The sequence below is a fragment of the Allomuricauda sp. CP2A genome (genome assembly GCF_001683915.1).
GTDB lineage: Bacteria > Bacteroidota > Bacteroidia > Flavobacteriales > Flavobacteriaceae > Flagellimonas.
This window is the reverse complement of record NZ_LXTT01000104.1, coordinates 1-17,386: the sequence shown is the minus strand read 5'-3', so window position 1 is coordinate 17,386 and position 17,386 is coordinate 1. Positions and strand designations below refer to the sequence as shown.

The following is a 17,386-nucleotide window of genomic DNA, read 5'->3' as shown; positions in this document are numbered from 1 at the left end:
TAGTGAATAAGTATTGTCATCTTATAGAAGCCTTACACCAGGATATGTACTTTCAACATACTATTGGTTTCTTCGAGGATGGAATGATTTTAATGTATGATAATAGAATTTAAACGTTTATATTCAACCAATGAAAAGAAAGGTCTCCTTAAAAGATATAGCGAAAGAGGCAGGGGTGTCAATCGCTACAGTTTCCTATGTGCTTTCAAAGCAGGATAAAAGTGGCGTTAGTCAACAAATGTCCGAGAAGATTCGAAAAATTGCCAGGGAACTGAATTACACGCCCAATCTAATTGCCAAAAGTCTACAAAGTGGCAAAAGTCAAACAATAGGCTTAATCGTTGCGGATATTTCTAACCCGTTTTTTGCCCAAATTGCCAGAATTGTTGAAGACGAGGCAAAACAGAATGGGTATACGGTCATTTTTGGAAGTTCGGATGAAAAGGCTTCAAAGTCAAAGGATTTGATCAAATTTTTGATGAACAGACAGGTGGACGGCTTTATAATTACGCCCACTGAGTCTTCCGAAGAACAAATTGAGCTGATGTTAAGGCAAAACGTGCCCTTTGTACTTATTGACCGGTTCTTTCCAAGTATTGACACAAATTTTGTGGTCATTGATAATTATCAAGCCGCTTTTGAAGCAACCAAAAGATTGCTGGTCAACGGAAAAACTAGAATAGGGATGATAGCTTATGCTACCACACTTCAGCACATGAAGGAACGGGTCAGAGGGTATAAAGATGCTTTAAATGAAGCCGGTATAGAAGAAAGCCTACTTTTTGAAGTTGATTTTTCTATGGCATCTGATGGAGTGACTTCGGCAATAAATAATATGGTTAAGGCCAATCCGCCTGTGGATGCTATTTTTTTTTCCACGAACACTTTGGGGGTAATCGGCCTGAAGCATATTACTGGGTTAAATTTAAAAGTGCCGGATAAAGTTGCAGTCATTTTATTTGATCAGAGCGACGTCTTTGATTTCTTTTATTGCCCGTTGACCCATGTTAGGCAGCCTTTGGCTGAGCTCGCTAAAATGGCTGTGAATGTATTGATTCAACAAATCTCTGATTCGAACAGGAAACCCAGTAAAATAAAGCTCGGGGCTGAACTTGTTATCGGTAAATCTTGCCAATAGGCATTGCCCGACGATGATGGTTGGCGGAAATTGAGAAATATTGGTTGTTTATTTTGTTGCTTAAACGTTTAAATTATATATTTGGATGCGATTATTATAAAAAGAGACCTTTGAAATTGTTGATGTCATTAAAGTGCAGCTATATATGTATAAGATTTTCAATTTTGGTTTCGGGCCGCACTTTTCTTGCCCCGCAAGACAACTGTTGACTCAAACCGTAACGGACATTAATTTGTTAATTGCCCGTTTGCGTAATAAGTATGCCTTGTCTGATGTGTTTTTTTTTGTCCATGGTAATAAGTCCGGGCGTCGGAGCAGATTTTTCGCCCTTCCGCCAAAAATTTTTAATACCTAACTATGTTGATAAAAGAACAGTTTTTACGTATCGCGATTATCTTTTTAATTGTTGTATCCTGTAAAAATCAGGCAAAAAAAGATTCTGATACAGAGATCATGGATAAAGAAAACAGTTTAAAGAGGGGCACCTTTGGTTATGATACGGATTTTCTTAAAAAATGGGATTCTGACCTCATTGTTTTAAATTCAGGGAAAGCCTCAGTGGCCGTTTCAGGAAAGTATCAAGCCAAGGTATTTACTTCAAGTGTATCCGGTAAAGAAGGAAGGAGTATGGGGTGGATCAACTATGATGCTTTTGGAAAGACTGACCCACACATGAACGCATATGGTGGTGAGAGTAGATTTTGGTTGGGGCCCGAAGGGAATGCCTATTCCCTTTTCTTTAAACCGGGCACTGAAATGAAATTTGAAAATTGGAAAACCCCACCCCCAATCGATAATGAGGAGTGGAGTATTAAGAAAAAAAGCACGACCTCAGTAGCCATGGAAAAAACCATGGAAATTGAAAACTATGCGGGTTATAAACTTCATATCCATGCCCAGCGAGATGTGAAGATATTGAGTGCTGGACAGATGGAAGAATTGCTCGGAGTACAGACAAAAGGAGTCAAATCAGTTGGTTATCGAACAAAGAATACCATCACTAATATTGGTGATTTTGAATGGACCAGGAAAACAGGGGCTCCCTGTATTTGGATATTGGACATGTTCCCCCCTTCAGAGGAAACAACCATATTCATTCCGTATAAAAAGGAAAGTGCAGGGCCTGTTGCCACCACTGACTATTTTGGAGAAATTCCTGAAGGCCGAATTGGGTATGACAAAGGAATGTTGTTCTTCAAGGCCGATGGCAAATCAAGGGGTAAGCTTGGCCTATCTCCTGATCGTGCTACAAAGTTGGCCGGAAGCTATGATGCCCAAAACAAGGTTTTGACCATTGCATTGTTCAGTATGGAAACAGATGCAGCCTACCTTAATCAAGAATGGAACCTTGACGGTGATCCGTTCATAGGAGATGCGGTCAATGCCTATAACGATGGTCCGTTGGAGGATGGCTCCCAAATGGGGCCTTTTTATGAACTGGAAAGTGTCTCCCCGGCGGCATTTATAAAACCACAAGAGTCGTTAACCCATGACCATGCTGTCTTTCACATGACTGGAAATCAAAAAGAACTGGGACAAATTGTGAAAGAGGTTTTTGGAATCACATTAGAAAGAATAACAAATTTTTTTAGCAAATTATAGAATGACCAAGAAAAAAAACTATCCTAAAATAGGAATTCGTCCAATCATAGATGGAAGACTGGGGGGTGTCAGGGAATCGCTTGAGGCCACCACGATGAACATGGCTAAGAATGTTGCCAAGCTTTTCAAAGAGAAGTTAAGGTATCCGGACGGAAGCCCGGTGGATTGTATCATCCCGGACTTTTGTATTGGCGGGGTAAAGGAGGCTGTTGAGTGTGGAGACTTTTTTAGTGCCCAAAACGTGGGGGTGTCCCTATCTGTTACCCCATGTTGGTGCTATGGTACAGAGACCATGGATATGGACCCAAAACTTCCCAAGGCTATCTGGGGATTCAATGGAACGGAGCGACCCGGAGCGGTATATTTGGCGGCCACCTTGGCGGCCCATAACCAAAAAGGGCTTCCAGCTTTTGGAATCTATGGTGAGGATGTCCAAGATCTGGATGACAGCCAAATCACGGAAGACGTACAAAAGAAACTCCTTTCCTTTACCAAGGCTGGATTGGCTGTGGCCCTGATGAAAAATCGTAGCTACTTGGCCATTGGAAGTGTTTCCATGGGGATAGCCGGTTCCATGATAGACCCTGATTTTTTTCAGGATTATTTGGGTATGCGGAACGAATATGTAGATTCCTCCGAGGTGTTGAGGCGCATTGAACATGGGATTTACGACAAGGAAGAGTTTGCAAAAGCTTTGGAATGGACCAAGAGTAACTGCGCGGAAGGTCAAGATTTCAACGAAAAGGAAAAACAAAGAAGTCCCGAACAGAAGGAAAAGGATTGGGAGTTTGTGGTGAAGATGACCCTGATTATACGGGATTTGATGGAAGGAAACCCAAAATTGAAGGAGATAGGGTATGGGGAGGAATCACAAGGCCACGATGCCTTGGTCTCTGGCTTTCAGGGTCAGCGACAATGGACCGATTTTCTTCCAAACGGTGATTTTTCAGAAGCGATACTGAACTCCTCATTTGATTGGAACGGAATCAGGGCGCCCTATATGGTGGCCACGGAAAATGACGCTCTTAACGGGGTTTCCATGTTGTTCAATTATTTGCTGACCAATACCGCCCAGATATTCGCAGATGTTCGTACCTACTGGAGCCCCAGTGCGGTTAAAAGGGTCACCGGCTGGCAACCCGAAGGAATAGCTTCGGAAGGCTTCATCCACTTAATAAACTCGGGGTCCGCCACTTTGGATGGCACCGGTCAACAAAGCAAGGATGGAAGGCCTGTAATGAAACCATTTTGGGAGATAGACCAAGATGAAGTGAATGCTTGCTTAAAAGCAACCACATGGTATCCGGCCAACTTGGGATATTTCAGAGGTGGGGGCTTCTCGTCCAACTACCTTACCAAAGGAGGAATGCCTGTTACTATGTGCAGATTGAACCTTATCAAAGGTTTGGGCCCTGCACTGCAAATAGCCGAAGGTCATGCCATAGACCTACCTGAAAATGTTCATAAAACCTTGGATGAAAGGACCGACCGTACTTGGCCAACAACCTGGTTTGTTCCTATAATAACAGGTAAGGGTGCATTTGCAGATGTGTACTCGGTGATGAACAATTGGGGGTCCAACCACGGTGCGATCAGTTATGGGCATATTGGACATGACCTGATCACCTTGGCCTCCATGTTACGAATTCCGGTTTGTATGCACAATGTTGAGGAAAAGCGAATCTTTAGGCCATCAGCTTGGAACGCACAGGGAATGGACCCTGAAGGTTCGGATTATAGGGCCTGCAAGAATTATGGACCGATGTACGGATTTAAATAGGCGGGCAAATGGAAGGTAAAAAAGGTTTGGAGAAAAACATCCCAGTTACCATGCCGGGAAATAAATGGCCCTTTATACTCATTACCAGCTTGTTCTTTTTGTGGGGATTGGCCAATAACATGACCGATACGCTACTGGCCGCGTTCAAGCGTATCATGAGTATGACGGACTTTCAGACCTCATGGATTCAAATGGCTTTCTACGGATCTTATTTTATGTTGGCTTTGCCAGCTGCCATTTTAGTTAAAAAATATTCCTACAAAACAGGTGTTTTAGTCGGTCTGGGATTGTTCATTATGGGCGCCCTTCTTTTTTATCCCGCCAGTATCAGCATGGTTTACGGTCATTTTTTGACAGCACTTTTCATTCTGGCCGGGGGACTGTCCATTTTGGAAACAGCGGCCAACCCTTATATCATATCGATGGGGCCTGAGGAAACAGCCACTAGAAGACTCAATTTGGCCCAATCTTTCAATCCCATTGGAAGTATCACCGGAATTTTGCTCAGCAAGATTTTCATCCTATCCAATTTAAACCTTCTGGATGCCAATGAAAGGGCTTCAATGGCTCCGGAGCAGCTAAAGGCAATTCAATCGGCGGAGTTGACATCGGTTATGGGAACCTATGTTGGGGTGGCCATCTTTTTATTGGTCATCTGGATATTGGTTAAGATTACAAAGATGCCGATAGCCAAGGACGAAGTGAAAAAAATGGACATTTTGGGTTCCATAAAACGACTTTTGGGCAATCGGAATTATTGCTGGGCAGTGACCGCGCAATTTTTTTATATGGGAGCCCAGATAGGGTTGTGGTCGTATACCATTCGTTATGCAATGCAGGAGTTGGACAAGAGTGAGGATGATGCATCGGTTTACTACTTAGCGTCTATTATATTGTTTTCCAGCTCTCGATTTGTCTTTACAGTCTTGATGAAATATTTTCCGCCGCGGCGTTTGTTGTTCTTTGCGGCGGTGTTGGGCGCTTTTTGCACTTTAACAGTCATTCACGGTACTGGTATGACAGGTGTGGTGGCCCTGATTTTGGCATCGGGATGTATGTCTCTAATGTTTCCGACGATTTATGGATTGGGAATGCAAAAGTTGGGAAATGATTCAAAGATAGGAGGTTCGGGACTGATCATGGCCATCTTGGGAGGTGCCATGCTTACCAGTTTGCAAGGTGTGGTTTCGGATAGTTCTGGAAGTATCAATATTTCGTTCTATGTCCCTTTGGCATGTTTCCTCGTTGTTGCACTGTACTCCAGGGTGCAAAAGAATCTTCAACATAAAGTAACCGTAAGCTAAAAGAATCCTATGGAACGTGATGATTATGTGATTGGTGTTGATTTTGGTACGGGGTCGGTAAGGGCACTTTTGGTGAATGCCCATACTGGCAAAGAGGTGGCCATTTCCGAATTTGAATACCCAAGATGGAAAAAGGGTCTGTATTGTGATGCGGCTCGGAATCAATTCAGGCAACATCCATTGGATCATATCGAGGGACTGGAACACACAGTCTCCAGTGTTGTGTCGCAAGCAGGAAGGGAAATCTCCAAAAATGTCAGGGCGATATCTGTTGATACCACAGGCTCTACACCGGTGGCAGTTGATGAAATGGGCCAGCCTTTAGCGCTAAAAAAGGAATTTGAGCACAATCCAAACGCCATGTTCTTTTTATGGAAAGACCATAGTGCTACAAAAGAAGCTGATGAAATCAATGCCCATGCGAAAAATTATGACAAGGATTATCTAAAATATTCAGGAGGTATTTACTCATCAGAGTGGTTCTGGGCCAAACTGTTGTTCGCGCTGAGAGCGGACAAAGATGTTGCCAAAGCCTGTGTCTCTTGGGTGGAGCATTGTGATTGGATACCGTTCTTATTGACCGGGGGCGATGATGCAAAAAGAGTCAAAAGAGGGGTATGTGCCGCTGGACACAAAGCCCTTTGGGCCAAAGAGCACGATGGCTTGCCTCCAAAGGGTTTCCTTACTGCTCTAGATCCACTTATGGAAAACGTTGAACATCCCCTTTTTACCGAAACATTTAATGCTGATGAAGCGGTAGGGAATCTATCCAAGGAATGGGCTGAAAAGCTTGGCCTTTCTGCCAAAGTTTTGATTGGCGTTGGTGCTTTGGATGCCCATATGGGTGCGGTGGGTGGACAGATCGAACCCTATTATCTCAGTAAGGTGATGGGTACTTCAACTTGTGATATGATGGTGGTCCCAAAAAGTGATGATGTTGCCTTGATAAGCGGATTGTGTGGCCAAGTGGATGGATCTATTGTACCGGGAATGATTGGGTTTGAGGCAGGTCAATCCGCTTTTGGGGATGTATACGCTTGGTTTCAGGAATTGATTTCGGATACCGTTCTTCGGATAATACAGGTTATGGATGATTCTGGAGGGTTACAGAAAACCATGTTGGAACCCATCAAAAAACAGATACTGGCAAAATTGGGAGAAGAAGCTCTCCAGCTACCCCTTGAGGATAACGCCGAATTGGCCTTGGATTGGTTTAATGGGAGAAGGACGCCTAATGCCAATCCTTATGTGAAAGGAGCCCTGATCAACCTTAATCTGGGTAGTGATGCACCCAGGGTGTACAGAGCCTTGGTGGAGAGCACCTGTTTTGGTGCCAAACAGATCATTGAACATTTTGAACAGAACAATGTTCGGTTAAAAGGCATCATTGCCCTTGGAGGTGTTGCCAAAAAATCAAGCTATGTGATGCAAATGATGGCGGATATCTTGAACCTACCCATAAAAATCCATACCTCTGAGCAAACCTGTGCCATGGGGGCAGCAATGTTCGCTTCGGTTGTGGCAGGCGTAAATGCCAATATACAGGAAGCTATGTCAGCAATGGGTCAAGGTTTTGAGAAGACCTATAAGCCGGAACCCGGCAGACTTTCCATATACGAGAACAGATTTAATAAGTATAAGGAGTTGGGCCGTTTTATTGAAGAATGAAAAATAACCCTGAACAGTTTATAATTAAATAGAATTAAAATGAAAAAAAGAAATCGGACAAAAAGCATTTTATGGCTATTCTTGGGAATAGTAATGAGTTACGCACCCTTGGCGCATGGGCAAGTTGGTAGCAAAGGCCAGATTTGGGAATCAAGGGATTATGAATCAAAGCGAATCTCCAGCTATGATAGGTCTGGGGCAAACGATGATGGCAATTGGAAAGAGAAGATACAGCCTGGAGAAACACGCATAATAGGCGATGTACAGGGACCTGGTATCATTAAGCATATCTGGATGACCATAGCAAGTAACGAACCCTATCACCTAAAAAAAATCGTTTTGCGCATGTACTGGGATGGTGAGCAAAACCCAAGTGTGGAAACGCCCATTGGCGATTTTTTCGGGCTGGGTCTGGGAAAATACAAGCTCTATGAATCCAAATTTACCTCTGTGGGATCGCAACGGGCCTTGAACGCCTACTTCCCCATGCCATTTAGAAAGTCGGCCAAAATCACCATAACTAATGAAGGAGAAATAGCCATAGGGGCATTTTATTATAACATCGATTGGGAAAAGCACAATGCTTTGACGGACAACACCCTTTATTTTCATGCCCAATATCGCCAAGAAACGCCTACTGATGGCTGGACCACCGATTGGGAACGCAATGGGGACAGTATAGTGAATAGACACGAGAACCTAAAGGGCGAAGGAAATTATGTAATTATGGAAGCCAAGGGTAAAGGACATTTTTTGGGGGTTACCCACAGTATCATACAAAATCAAGGTGATTGGTGGGGCGAAGGAGATGAAATGATCTTTATTGATGGTGCTGACAATCCTGATATCACAGGTACTGGAGCAGAAGATTATTATCTGGGTGCATGGTGTTATGGCGGTTGCGGAATAAACCCATTTGGGCACACCAAACCCGAGTTTGACTATGACGACTATGGAAATCCAAGTAACGGAGGGGATGACCGAGGTGCCCAATGGACGGTGTACCGTTTTCATGAGGAATCACCCATCACATTCAGTAAATCATTGAAAATGACCATTGAGCATGGTCATGCCAATCATCGGTCGGATAATTACTATACGGTTGGGTATTGGTACCAGACAGAACCACATATGCCATTTCCTAAGTTACCTGGGGTCGAAGAAAGAATACCAAGTTTAAAGAATACAGACGGCCCCACCATGGGTAGGAATTGATTTTAATCAATCCTTCATATACAATTATATTGCTGTTGGAACTGATTAATAAAAAATGATTATACGGCATATTCAAATAACTATGCTCTGAACGGACCATGATTATAGTTGAAGGACAAAGGATAAAAGAACGATTCAAGGAATATTTGTTGAACCTATATGTGCAAACAACCCAATATAATCAGTGGATTTTTCTCATTAGGTCAGTTGAATGAACTAGTATTTACAAACAAATCACTTAATCCGTAATGAATCTGCATACTCGAACTTTGACAATAGTTTTGATAGCCAGCTTTTATAATCTAACTGTTGCACAATACACCATACGCACTTTTCAGAAAAATAGTATCACCCAGGATTCAATTTTGCCCAGTGAAACACACCAATACAAACTGTATTTGAAGAAAGGGCTCTGGGTGATGGGGCGTATTGAGCAAAAAGGCACAAATATAGGCCTTTCTGTTTTTGACCCTTCTAGAAATTTACTGCTTTCACAAGACCTTCAAAAAAACATTTATTCGGATGAATATTTTGGTATTGTAACTCAAAGGGAGGGGGAGTATATTGTGGAGCTTCAAGCTATTGAAGGGGAAACAGTGGCCTTAATGGAAGATGGAAACAAGTTTATTTGGGACGGGGAAAGAAGAGTGCCCTATGAAACCCAATTTAAAGCAGGGAACTATCGTTTGGAAATTAACCAAAAGCTTACAGGAAATACAATTGGGCAAAAGATTGATGAGATATTTTGGCCTTATGATAGTATGGATTTCCCAGGAGCCGCGGTAGCGGTCGTCAAAGGGGGGGAAATGTTATACAGTAACGGATATGGTTTGGCGAATATGGAATATGGCAATCCAATTACGCCCTCCACAAGGTTCCATATTGCATCCATTTCCAAACAATTTTCAGGTTTTGCACTTGCAACCTTGCACGATCGGGGAAAACTGTCACTGGATGACGATATACATAAATTCTTTTCTGAACTGAAAGTGAAGAAAGCGATTTCCATCCGTCAGCTATTGAACCATACCAGCGGAATACGTGACCAATGGGTGCTTTTGGCCCTTTCAGGTTGGCGAATGGATGATGTGATAACCCAAGATCAACTATTGCGAATGATTTATCGGCAACAGGAGTTGAATTTTGAGCCAGGTGATAAATTCAACTACTCCAATTCCAACTATACTTTGGCAGCAGAGATTGTAAAAAGGGTTACGGGTATGACCATTAGGGAGTGGGCCCGTGAGCATATTTTTACTCCATTGGACATGGAGAACACCTTTTTCTTTGATGACCATGAGGAGATTGTCCATGGAAGATCCTACTCGTATGACGATAGATCGGAAGGTCTAAAAAAGAGCAATTTGAACTTTTCCAATATGGGAGCTACCAGTTTGTTCACTTCGGCAGAGGATTTTTCCAAATGGTTGATTGAATTTGGAAAAATGAAAGTGGTCAATGAGAATGTTTTCAACTTGGTCACGACCCGTGGAAAACTGAACAATGGCGATGAAATCAATTATGGGTTGGGACTCGCATTGAGCAATCATAAGGGATTCCCTACAATCAGTCACTTGGGCATTGATGCTGGTTATCGCGGTTATATGATGTATTTCCCAGATGTTGACCTTGGCATTGCCGTGTTTAGCAATATTGCATCTTGCAATGTAATCGATTTGGGTAAGAAAGTGGCAGACATTTGTCTTGGGAAGGAACATGGAGTTGGAACAATTCAAAAAAATGCACAAAAAACAGATCAGGACAATTTGGAGATGCAGAATAGCCTATCTGAGTTCATTGGCACCTACTACAGCCCAGAACTTGAAGTCCAATACAATTTTATTATTGAAGATGGGGATCTAAAAGCTCAACACAAAAGACTTGAAGATATTACGTTTAAGCCAAAAGGAGAAGACACTTTCAAAGGCGATTATTGGATTTTTGATACAGTAAAATTTGTAAGAGATAAAACAGGAATTGTCAAGGGCTTTTTCGTTTCCAATGGAGGAGTGGATAAATTGATTTTCAACAAAGAAATATAAAACAAGATGAAAAAAGCAATTAAGAGTGCCAAGGCACCAAAAGCCATAGGGCCCTATAACCAAGCTGTTCTATGTAAAGGGATTCTTTTTGTATCAGGGCAATTGCCAATTAATCAAAACAGTGAAATTCCCTTAACAGTGGCTCAACAGACCGAACAAGTATTGAAAAATCTCGGGCATGTTTTGGATGAAGCAGGCTATGGCTATGATGATGTGGTAAAGACCACTTGTTACCTGAGTGATATGGATGATTTTAAAGAGATGAATCAGGTGTACGGGAATTATTTTAAAGAAGTACCCCCTGCCAGGGCTACAGTGGCAGTAAGAACCCTGCCATTGGAGGTTTTAGTTGAAATAGAATGTATAGCCATCAAACCAATTTAATAGAATTTAAAAAGGTCAATTAATACGGAATCTCACCCAAAATCCAGAATGGGAGAAAACTTAAAAGTAGTTATGTCATAGTTGAGTTTTGTTTTAGTTTGTTTAGTTTATTGTGTGTTGGCCCTTCAAGGGGCCAATGCACAATCCAGTTAAGAATATGTTTATAAAGATTGGAAAGGCAATGGGGGCAAGAAGGATGAAGGTTGGGAATAGTACTGGTTATGAAAATATAAAATATAGATGTAGTCTGCCTGCTGTACAAGTAAAATATGAACTGACAATTATTGAAGATTGCGTTTTCAACAAGCCACATACGTATTATAATTTAAACCACCTGTAATGGAATTTTCCCCTTATTTACGAACCTTAGTACTTAAGTGCAAACAATTTTTTTTACTGATATTCCTACCATTTTTCCTATTTAATTGTCTCGCTAAGGGGAAGAAGGAATCGGAAAACGACCAAAACACCTCCGAAGTTTCTGGCCATCTGGATAATGGCCTAAGAAAAACCTCATTAAAAATTCCTGATGGAATGATTTGGGTGCCCGGTGGTGAATTCGTACAAGGTGCAACTCCTTCAGACCAAATGGCAATGAACCATGAACGACCGTCCCATAGGGTATCGATTGATGGGTTTTTCATTGATGTTCATGAGGTGACCAATGCCAAGTTCTCCAAGTTTGTAGAAGAAACTGGCTATATTACCGTGGCCGAGCGTGAAATCGATTGGGAAGAAATGAAAAAGCAACTTCCACAAGGCACTCCCAAGCCTCATGATAGTATTCTTCAACCCGGGTCATTGGTGTTCAAAAAGACCAAATCCACTGTACCAAACCTTTTTGACTATTCCCAATGGTGGGAATGGAAGATCGGTGCCAATTGGAGACATCCAAGTGGGCCACAGAGCAATATAAAAGGAAAGGAAAACCATCCAGTGGTGCATATCGCTTATGAAGACGCTATGGCTTATTGCGAATGGGTTGGCAGAAGACTTCCTACGGAAGCGGAATGGGAATATGCGGCAAGGGGAGGCAAGAAAGATGCCCTCTATTTTTGGGGTAATGATGATGGCCTACTGGGTAAATATGCCAACACATGGGAAGGTGAGTTCCCAGTTAAGAATACCAAGGAAGACGGTTTTGAACGCTTGGCCCCTGTGATGAGCTATCCGAAGAATGATTTTGGCCTTTACGATATGGCGGGTAACGTATGGGAATGGACAAATGATTGGTACAACACCAATTACTACAAGGACCTTTTAAATAAAAATAAGGTTGCCAAGAATCCAAAAGGAGCTTCAAAAGCATTTAACTCCTCGAACCCATATGCTAAGGAAAAAGTAATCAAAGGTGGATCGTTTCTTTGCAGTGCCTCCTATTGTGCCAGCTACCGAATCAGTGCCCGAATGGCGACCAGTCCAGATTCCGGAATGGAGCATTTAGGATTTAGGACTGTCATGTCTCTCCCCTCATTAGAAGAATAAATAAGGTAAAAAAACTAAGCGTGACATAACCATATTGAAAAATAATGCAAATCTATGAAGATACTTGAAAATAAATTTGACCTAGGATTCTTGCCCACACCGCTGCATAAGCTCAAGAATTTATCAGATAAATATGAGGATTATAATATTTATATCAAAAGAGATGATCAAACAGGACTGGCTTCTGGGGGAAACAAGACCAGAAAACTAGAGTATTTGATTCAAGAAGCCATAGATAATGGTTGTGATACAATCATTACTGGAGGGGCTCAACAGTCAAATCATTGTAGACAAACAGCAGCAGCCTGTTCAGTTGCTGGATTGCAGTGCCATTTGATGTTAGGTGGAGATGGACCGGAAACACCAAATGGAAACTTACTATTGTCAAATTTATTGGGAGCAAAAATCTACTTTGCGGCAGAAGATAGAAAGGGAGAGGGAATGGAGCTTCTAAAGGAAGAGTTAATGGTCAAAGGTAAAAAACCCATTATAATACCTTATGGCGGCTCAAGTTCCAATGGGGCTATGGGTTATGTAAATGCAACAAAAGAGCTTAAAGATCAATTGAAGGAACTTGACATAACGATTGACTATATATTTTTTGCATCCAGTTCGGGTGGTACTTTAGCTGGATTCATTTTGGGGAAAGAGCTGTTTGGTTTGACTTCTGAACTTATACCAATCAATATTGATAAAACTGAAATCCAGGGCCTTAGTTTAGAAGAAAAAATATTGGATATTGTCAATGATGGGAAAAAGATGTTGAATTTGAAGAAAGAATACAGTCTCAGGGACATTAACTTAATCAGGGGTTATGATAAAACAGGATATGGAGTTATTGGCCAAAATGAAAAGGAAGCTATAAAGGAGTTGGCTGTTAATGAAGGGATTCTATTGGATCCAGTATATTCCGGAAGGGCTTTTTATGGTTTGATGGATTTTCTTAAAAACAAAAAAGTACCAGTAGAATCCAATATTCTATTTTATCATACAGGAGGTTTACCAGCAAACTTTGCCTATGCGAATTACTTGGTATAGATTTTCGGGGATTACACTGCCTCGGTACTTATTCCCTCCCAATCCATAACCTTGTGTAACCAATGATAAAGATGTATTGTGCAGGTCTTGTCTTAAATGTAAGTTGTTTAACTTACATTTCCATTAAACTGAGTACCAACCTAAGGTTGATTGCGCATTTGACATCAAAGGGATCAGTAGATTTGAATTAAATCAATTATAATGAATTTAGAGCTAAAGGACAAAGTAGTAATTGTGACGGGAGGCGCATCTGGGATTGGAAAGGGAATAGTAGGTGCTTTATTGAAGGAGGGTGCAGCTCCTTGTATATTAGATAGGGATGGGGGGGATGTTAATACCTATGCCGATGATTTGGGTTCAAGCACGGAGAAGATTATCAGCTTAGCGGTTGAACTTACCGATGAGACAAGCTGTCGGAACGCTATTGAGACAATAGTAAAGAAGACAGGAAGGATAGACGCACTTGTGAATAATGCAGGAACGAATGATGGGGTGGGACTGGAAAAAGGTTCAATTCCCCAATTTTATGGTTCTTTAAATAATAATGTTGGGCATTATTTCTTAATGGCCAAATTATGTCTTCCGTTTCTTAAGGTGTCCAAGGGAACCATAGTCAATATAATATCAAAGATTTATACTACGGGCCAGGGAGGAACTTCAGGTTATGCTGCTGCAAATGGAGCAAGGGCGTCCCTGACCCAAGATTGGGCGCAAGAGCTTGAAAAACATCGGGTTTCGGTGTACGGTGTGTCCGTGGCCGAATGTTGGACACCACAGTATAAGAAGTGGATATCCCAAAAGGATTCACCTGAAGAGGCGCTGAAACTGATCAACTCCAAAATCCCTTTGGAAAACAGAATGACCACTACGGTAGAATTGGCTGACATGACAGTATTTCTTCTTTCAAGGAAGTCAGGTGTAAATAGTGGCCAAATAGTTTTTGTTGATGGTGGCTATGTTCATTTGGATGGAGGTTAATTAAATTCACAGAAGTTATTGCCATTTTTTTTCAACCTCCATTGTTTTTATATTGATCGATGCTATTGAGCCTATGTTGAAGATCAATCATGTCCTCACTCAATTTTTGGTCGATAACTCTGGCGTAGATTTGAGTAGTTGCCAACTTTGTATGGCCCAGTAATTTGGATACCGTTTCAATGGGTACACCGTTGGATAGCGTCACCGTTGTGGCAAAGGTATGCCTTGCCATATGAAAGGTCAGGTTCTTTTTGATGCCGACCGCATCTGCGATCTCCTTTAAATACAAGTTGGTTTTTTCATTGGTGATTTTTGGCAAAAGAGTTCCAGAATGTGCCGTGACCGGATGGTTTTCGTATTTATCAAGTATTTTTTTGGCAGGCTCCAAAAGGGGAACCCTCACTGAGGTTTTGGTCTTTAGTCTTTTTGTGGCAATCCAACTGTTACCGTCCATTCCAATGATGAGATTGTTTTTTGAAAGGACCATAATATCAGAGTAGCTTATGCCAGTATAGCAACTAAAGACAAAAAGGTCCCTTACACGATCCAATCGGTCAATTGGGAAATGATAGGTTTCCAGATTGTTCAGCTCATTCTGGCTTAGAAATTCCCGCTGCTTCTGCTCAAATGTAGGTTTCCAACGTAAAAAAGGGTCCTTGTCTATCCATTCCAATTGATAGGCAAGGTTGACTATTTTACGCAGTCGTTGTAGATGCTTCATGACTGTGTTATGGCTCATGGATTTGGGATGGTCTTTTGGATAATAATTTACCAGGAACATTTCAAGGTCTGAAATGAATTTATAATTGAGTTGGTTCAAATTGACATCCGTAGTTTTCAATTTCTGTTTTAGAAACCTGTTGATATAATTCTCGGTGATTCCAAAGTTTCGGATAGTGCCTGGAGCCAGAGTGTTTTCGATTTTTCTATTATGGTATTCCAAAAGCTCCAACAATGTCTTTGAATTGATGTTCTCACCATTGTACAGTGATTTGACCAATTGCGGGGTAATGAGTTCGCCTTTATATTTCAGGTCTTGATAAATGTTGAACAATCTGGATTGGACAAGGTTTATATAGTCATTGATTTCTTTGGCCTCCCTTGTTTTTCCCTTTGCCTTTTTGTTTTTGATGTCCCAAAGCTGAATATCGATCTTTCTTTTCAGGCCAATATTGGTTCTCTTCCCATTGATGGTTACCCGGGCATAGAGCTCAGCAAGATTGTTGTTGGTTCTTGACTTGTTGATCCAGAAGAGGATGGTGAACGTGTGTGATGTTTTCATACCTATGATTTAGCGTTAAAAAAATGTTAATGAAAAAGCCAAATCAACTGTATGTCAATGGTTTGCAGGGTTAATCGTCAACAGTGTTGACGATTGGATTTTGTTGACCGATTTGTTGACGAATCAAACCAAAACAAACCAAATTAAATGATACCCCAAAAACGCCGAAAACCTTGCAATCCGTAGATTTTGCAAGGCTTTCTGTTTGTTGGTATTGCTACCCAGTGACCGCGGCAGGACAGAGTTCAAACTTTTTGAAGGAGGATATCGAAATCATTATCAATAAATCATTTCATATTAAAAATATTTGATTTTAATTCATTAAGAAGTTATATGATAAAATAAGTAGAAAGGATTGTTTTGAAAGTATTTTTCCTATAAAGGTTTTCTGATTATAAGTTCTATCAAACCCCTTATTTTATGCTGGGCACAGCCTATTTTGCTAAAAAACGTGAATGGTATCATGTGCGGTTATTCTGAGTTAAAAACACAGAATAAATGAGAAGATGAAAGAAGGATGAGTTATTCCATAAGCTCAAGATGAACTGTTGACTGAAATGAGGATTGTTTCGTCCCGAAATCCCTTTTCTTTTCAAAACCCATATAGGAGATGGCTCCAAAACCCCCTTGGTTTTCAAGTGCATGGACCACCTTTAATATCCTGCTGAAAGGCCCCTTCAAGAACAAAGATGTAGATCTTGATATTGGTGTTGTCATACTCAATGGTGTGGGCGCGTTGAACTGAATCATTTTTACCCCATTGAAAGAGGTGTTTTCGTTCAAAAGCTTCAATAGGTCGTTTTGAAAGTTGGAAAAGCCCAAATCGAGTTCGCTGAACTGAGCATCGAGCGACTTTTCCTTTTGGACCAGGGTCGGTGGTTCCATCGGGATATTCTGGACAAGCTCTTGCTTTTCATCCACCCTGACGGGGAGAAATAGTAAGGGTTAGGAAAGAGATACGCAGAGTGGAACGGGGCGAATGCATCGGAAATGTCAAAGAGCTTGAATAAAGAATCGCTGAGCAAATAAGATTGGCTCCTCATAAACAGATCGGACAGCCCGTAGCCGCAGAAATGCAAAAATCATAATAAGCAGAAGGGATGTAAAGAACACTTGTACGCTTTCCCCAATGGTCAAGAGAGGTTTTGACCTGGACAGTTTTTACCAATTAGCAGAAAGGACCTTCAATAGGACAACGGTTTCCAAAAGGAACTATTGAAATTCAAAAGTAGGCCCTATCGGGTTTTTGCTTCAGGCCTATCTACCGGAACCTACAAAATCCCGATAGAATCCATGCGCAAAAGTTGGGGTAAATATTTGGGACGTTATTGCAGTTTCAAATTTAAAGTGTACCATTATATAGTTCAAATGTATTTTTATTTCACACAATTAAACATTTAAAACCAACTCTCAAATCCTTATATGGTATGTCTGTTGTCTACTTTTTTAGCCACATACAGCATATAATAA

At 41.3% G+C, this 17,386-nt stretch carries 14 protein-coding genes; 12 read left to right on the top strand and 2 right to left on the bottom strand.

Annotation, left to right across the window (positions count from 1 at the left end):
- Positions 1-130: 130 nt before the first annotated feature.
- The 11 genes from A7D14_RS12610 to A7D14_RS12550 all read left to right on the top strand — a co-directional run bounded on the left by A7D14_RS12610 (position 131) and on the right by A7D14_RS12550 (position 14,634).
- Positions 131-1,138 carry a LacI family DNA-binding transcriptional regulator gene (locus A7D14_RS12610; protein WP_067035098.1) on the top strand — a complete coding sequence of 336 codons (1,008 nt, stop codon included), beginning with the start codon at positions 131-133 and terminating at the stop codon, positions 1,136-1,138.
- Between the two features lie 453 nt (positions 1,139-1,591).
- Entirely contained in the window at positions 1,592-2,740 is a 1,149-nt protein-coding gene (locus A7D14_RS12600; protein ID WP_218058533.1) for a DUF6786 family protein, read from the top strand.
- Between the two features lies 1 nt (position 2,741).
- A complete protein-coding gene (locus A7D14_RS12595; protein WP_067035090.1) occupies positions 2,742-4,520 on the top strand; it encodes an L-fucose isomerase in 1,779 nt (592 codons plus the stop codon).
- Positions 4,521-4,528: 8 nt separating this feature from the next.
- On the top strand, positions 4,529-5,824 hold the full coding sequence (fucP, locus tag A7D14_RS12590) for an L-fucose:H+ symporter permease (protein WP_067035087.1): 1,296 nt from the start codon (positions 4,529-4,531) through the stop codon (positions 5,822-5,824).
- Between the two features lie 9 nt (positions 5,825-5,833).
- Positions 5,834-7,492 (top strand): ribulokinase, encoded by a 1,659-nt coding sequence (locus A7D14_RS12585; protein WP_067035085.1) that lies wholly within the window; start codon positions 5,834-5,836, stop codon positions 7,490-7,492.
- A gap of 39 nt (positions 7,493-7,531) precedes the next feature.
- A complete protein-coding gene (locus A7D14_RS12580) occupies positions 7,532-8,707 on the top strand; it encodes a glycoside hydrolase family 172 protein (RefSeq protein WP_083158091.1) in 1,176 nt (391 codons plus the stop codon).
- Between the two features lie 248 nt (positions 8,708-8,955).
- Complete coding sequence (locus A7D14_RS12575; protein ID WP_083158090.1) at positions 8,956-10,749, top strand: serine hydrolase domain-containing protein; 1,794 nt, start codon at positions 8,956-8,958, stop codon at positions 10,747-10,749.
- Between the two features lie 6 nt (positions 10,750-10,755).
- Positions 10,756-11,133 (top strand): Rid family detoxifying hydrolase, encoded by a 378-nt coding sequence (locus A7D14_RS12570; protein ID WP_067035079.1) that lies wholly within the window; start codon positions 10,756-10,758, stop codon positions 11,131-11,133.
- A gap of 339 nt (positions 11,134-11,472) precedes the next feature.
- Positions 11,473-12,618 carry a formylglycine-generating enzyme family protein gene (locus A7D14_RS12560; protein WP_083158089.1) on the top strand — a complete coding sequence of 382 codons (1,146 nt, stop codon included), beginning with the start codon at positions 11,473-11,475 and terminating at the stop codon, positions 12,616-12,618.
- Between the two features lie 54 nt (positions 12,619-12,672).
- Positions 12,673-13,656, top strand: coding sequence for a D-cysteine desulfhydrase family protein (locus A7D14_RS12555; protein ID WP_067035072.1), 984 nt, complete (start codon positions 12,673-12,675; stop codon positions 13,654-13,656).
- A 201-nt stretch (positions 13,657-13,857) separates the two neighbouring features.
- Positions 13,858-14,634, top strand: coding sequence for an SDR family oxidoreductase (locus A7D14_RS12550; RefSeq protein ID WP_067035069.1), 777 nt, complete (start codon positions 13,858-13,860; stop codon positions 14,632-14,634).
- 31 nt (positions 14,635-14,665) lie between these two features.
- Here the strand turns inward: A7D14_RS12550 and A7D14_RS12545 are convergent, their stop codons facing one another.
- Together A7D14_RS12545 and A7D14_RS12540 are read right to left on the bottom strand one after the other, a co-directional pair.
- Positions 14,666-15,916 (bottom strand): site-specific integrase, encoded by a 1,251-nt coding sequence (locus A7D14_RS12545; protein WP_067035066.1) that lies wholly within the window; start codon positions 15,914-15,916, stop codon positions 14,666-14,668.
- A gap of 522 nt (positions 15,917-16,438) precedes the next feature.
- Positions 16,439-16,801 (bottom strand): hypothetical protein, encoded by a 363-nt coding sequence (locus A7D14_RS12540; RefSeq protein ID WP_141673383.1) that lies wholly within the window; start codon positions 16,799-16,801, stop codon positions 16,439-16,441.
- Between the two features lie 244 nt (positions 16,802-17,045).
- Between A7D14_RS12540 and A7D14_RS20570 the strand changes: the two genes are divergently transcribed.
- Positions 17,046-17,135, top strand: a complete 90-nt coding sequence (locus A7D14_RS20570) for a hypothetical protein (RefSeq protein ID WP_394297355.1) — start codon at positions 17,046-17,048, stop codon at positions 17,133-17,135.
- Positions 17,136-17,386: the final 251 nt, after the last annotated feature.

Excerpts from the sequence above, each read along its gene's own strand:
- A7D14_RS12610 (WP_067035098.1), top strand. The coding sequence starts at position 131 with ATGAAAAGAAAGGTCTCCTTAAAAGATATAGCGAAAGAGGCAGGGGTG.
- A7D14_RS12600 (WP_218058533.1), top strand. The coding sequence starts at position 1,592 with ATGGATAAAGAAAACAGTTTAAAGAGGGGCACCTTTGGTTATGATACG.
- A7D14_RS12595 (WP_067035090.1), top strand. The coding sequence starts at position 2,742 with ATGACCAAGAAAAAAAACTATCCTAAAATAGGAATTCGTCCAATCATA.
- fucP (WP_067035087.1), top strand. The coding sequence starts at position 4,529 with ATGGAAGGTAAAAAAGGTTTGGAGAAAAACATCCCAGTTACCATGCCG.
- A7D14_RS12585 (WP_067035085.1), top strand. The coding sequence starts at position 5,834 with ATGGAACGTGATGATTATGTGATTGGTGTTGATTTTGGTACGGGGTCG.
- A7D14_RS12580 (WP_083158091.1), top strand. The coding sequence starts at position 7,532 with ATGAAAAAAAGAAATCGGACAAAAAGCATTTTATGGCTATTCTTGGGA.
- A7D14_RS12575 (WP_083158090.1), top strand. The coding sequence starts at position 8,956 with ATGAATCTGCATACTCGAACTTTGACAATAGTTTTGATAGCCAGCTTT.
- A7D14_RS12570 (WP_067035079.1), top strand. The coding sequence starts at position 10,756 with ATGAAAAAAGCAATTAAGAGTGCCAAGGCACCAAAAGCCATAGGGCCC.
- A7D14_RS12560 (WP_083158089.1), top strand. The coding sequence starts at position 11,473 with ATGGAATTTTCCCCTTATTTACGAACCTTAGTACTTAAGTGCAAACAA.
- A7D14_RS12555 (WP_067035072.1), top strand. The coding sequence starts at position 12,673 with ATGAAGATACTTGAAAATAAATTTGACCTAGGATTCTTGCCCACACCG.
- A7D14_RS12550 (WP_067035069.1), top strand. The coding sequence starts at position 13,858 with ATGAATTTAGAGCTAAAGGACAAAGTAGTAATTGTGACGGGAGGCGCA.
- A7D14_RS12545 (WP_067035066.1), bottom strand. The coding sequence starts at position 15,916 with ATGAAAACATCACACACGTTCACCATCCTCTTCTGGATCAACAAGTCA.
- A7D14_RS12540 (WP_141673383.1), bottom strand. The coding sequence starts at position 16,801 with ATGGAACCACCGACCCTGGTCCAAAAGGAAAAGTCGCTCGATGCTCAG.
- A7D14_RS20570 (WP_394297355.1), top strand. The coding sequence starts at position 17,046 with ATGGTCAAGAGAGGTTTTGACCTGGACAGTTTTTACCAATTAGCAGAA.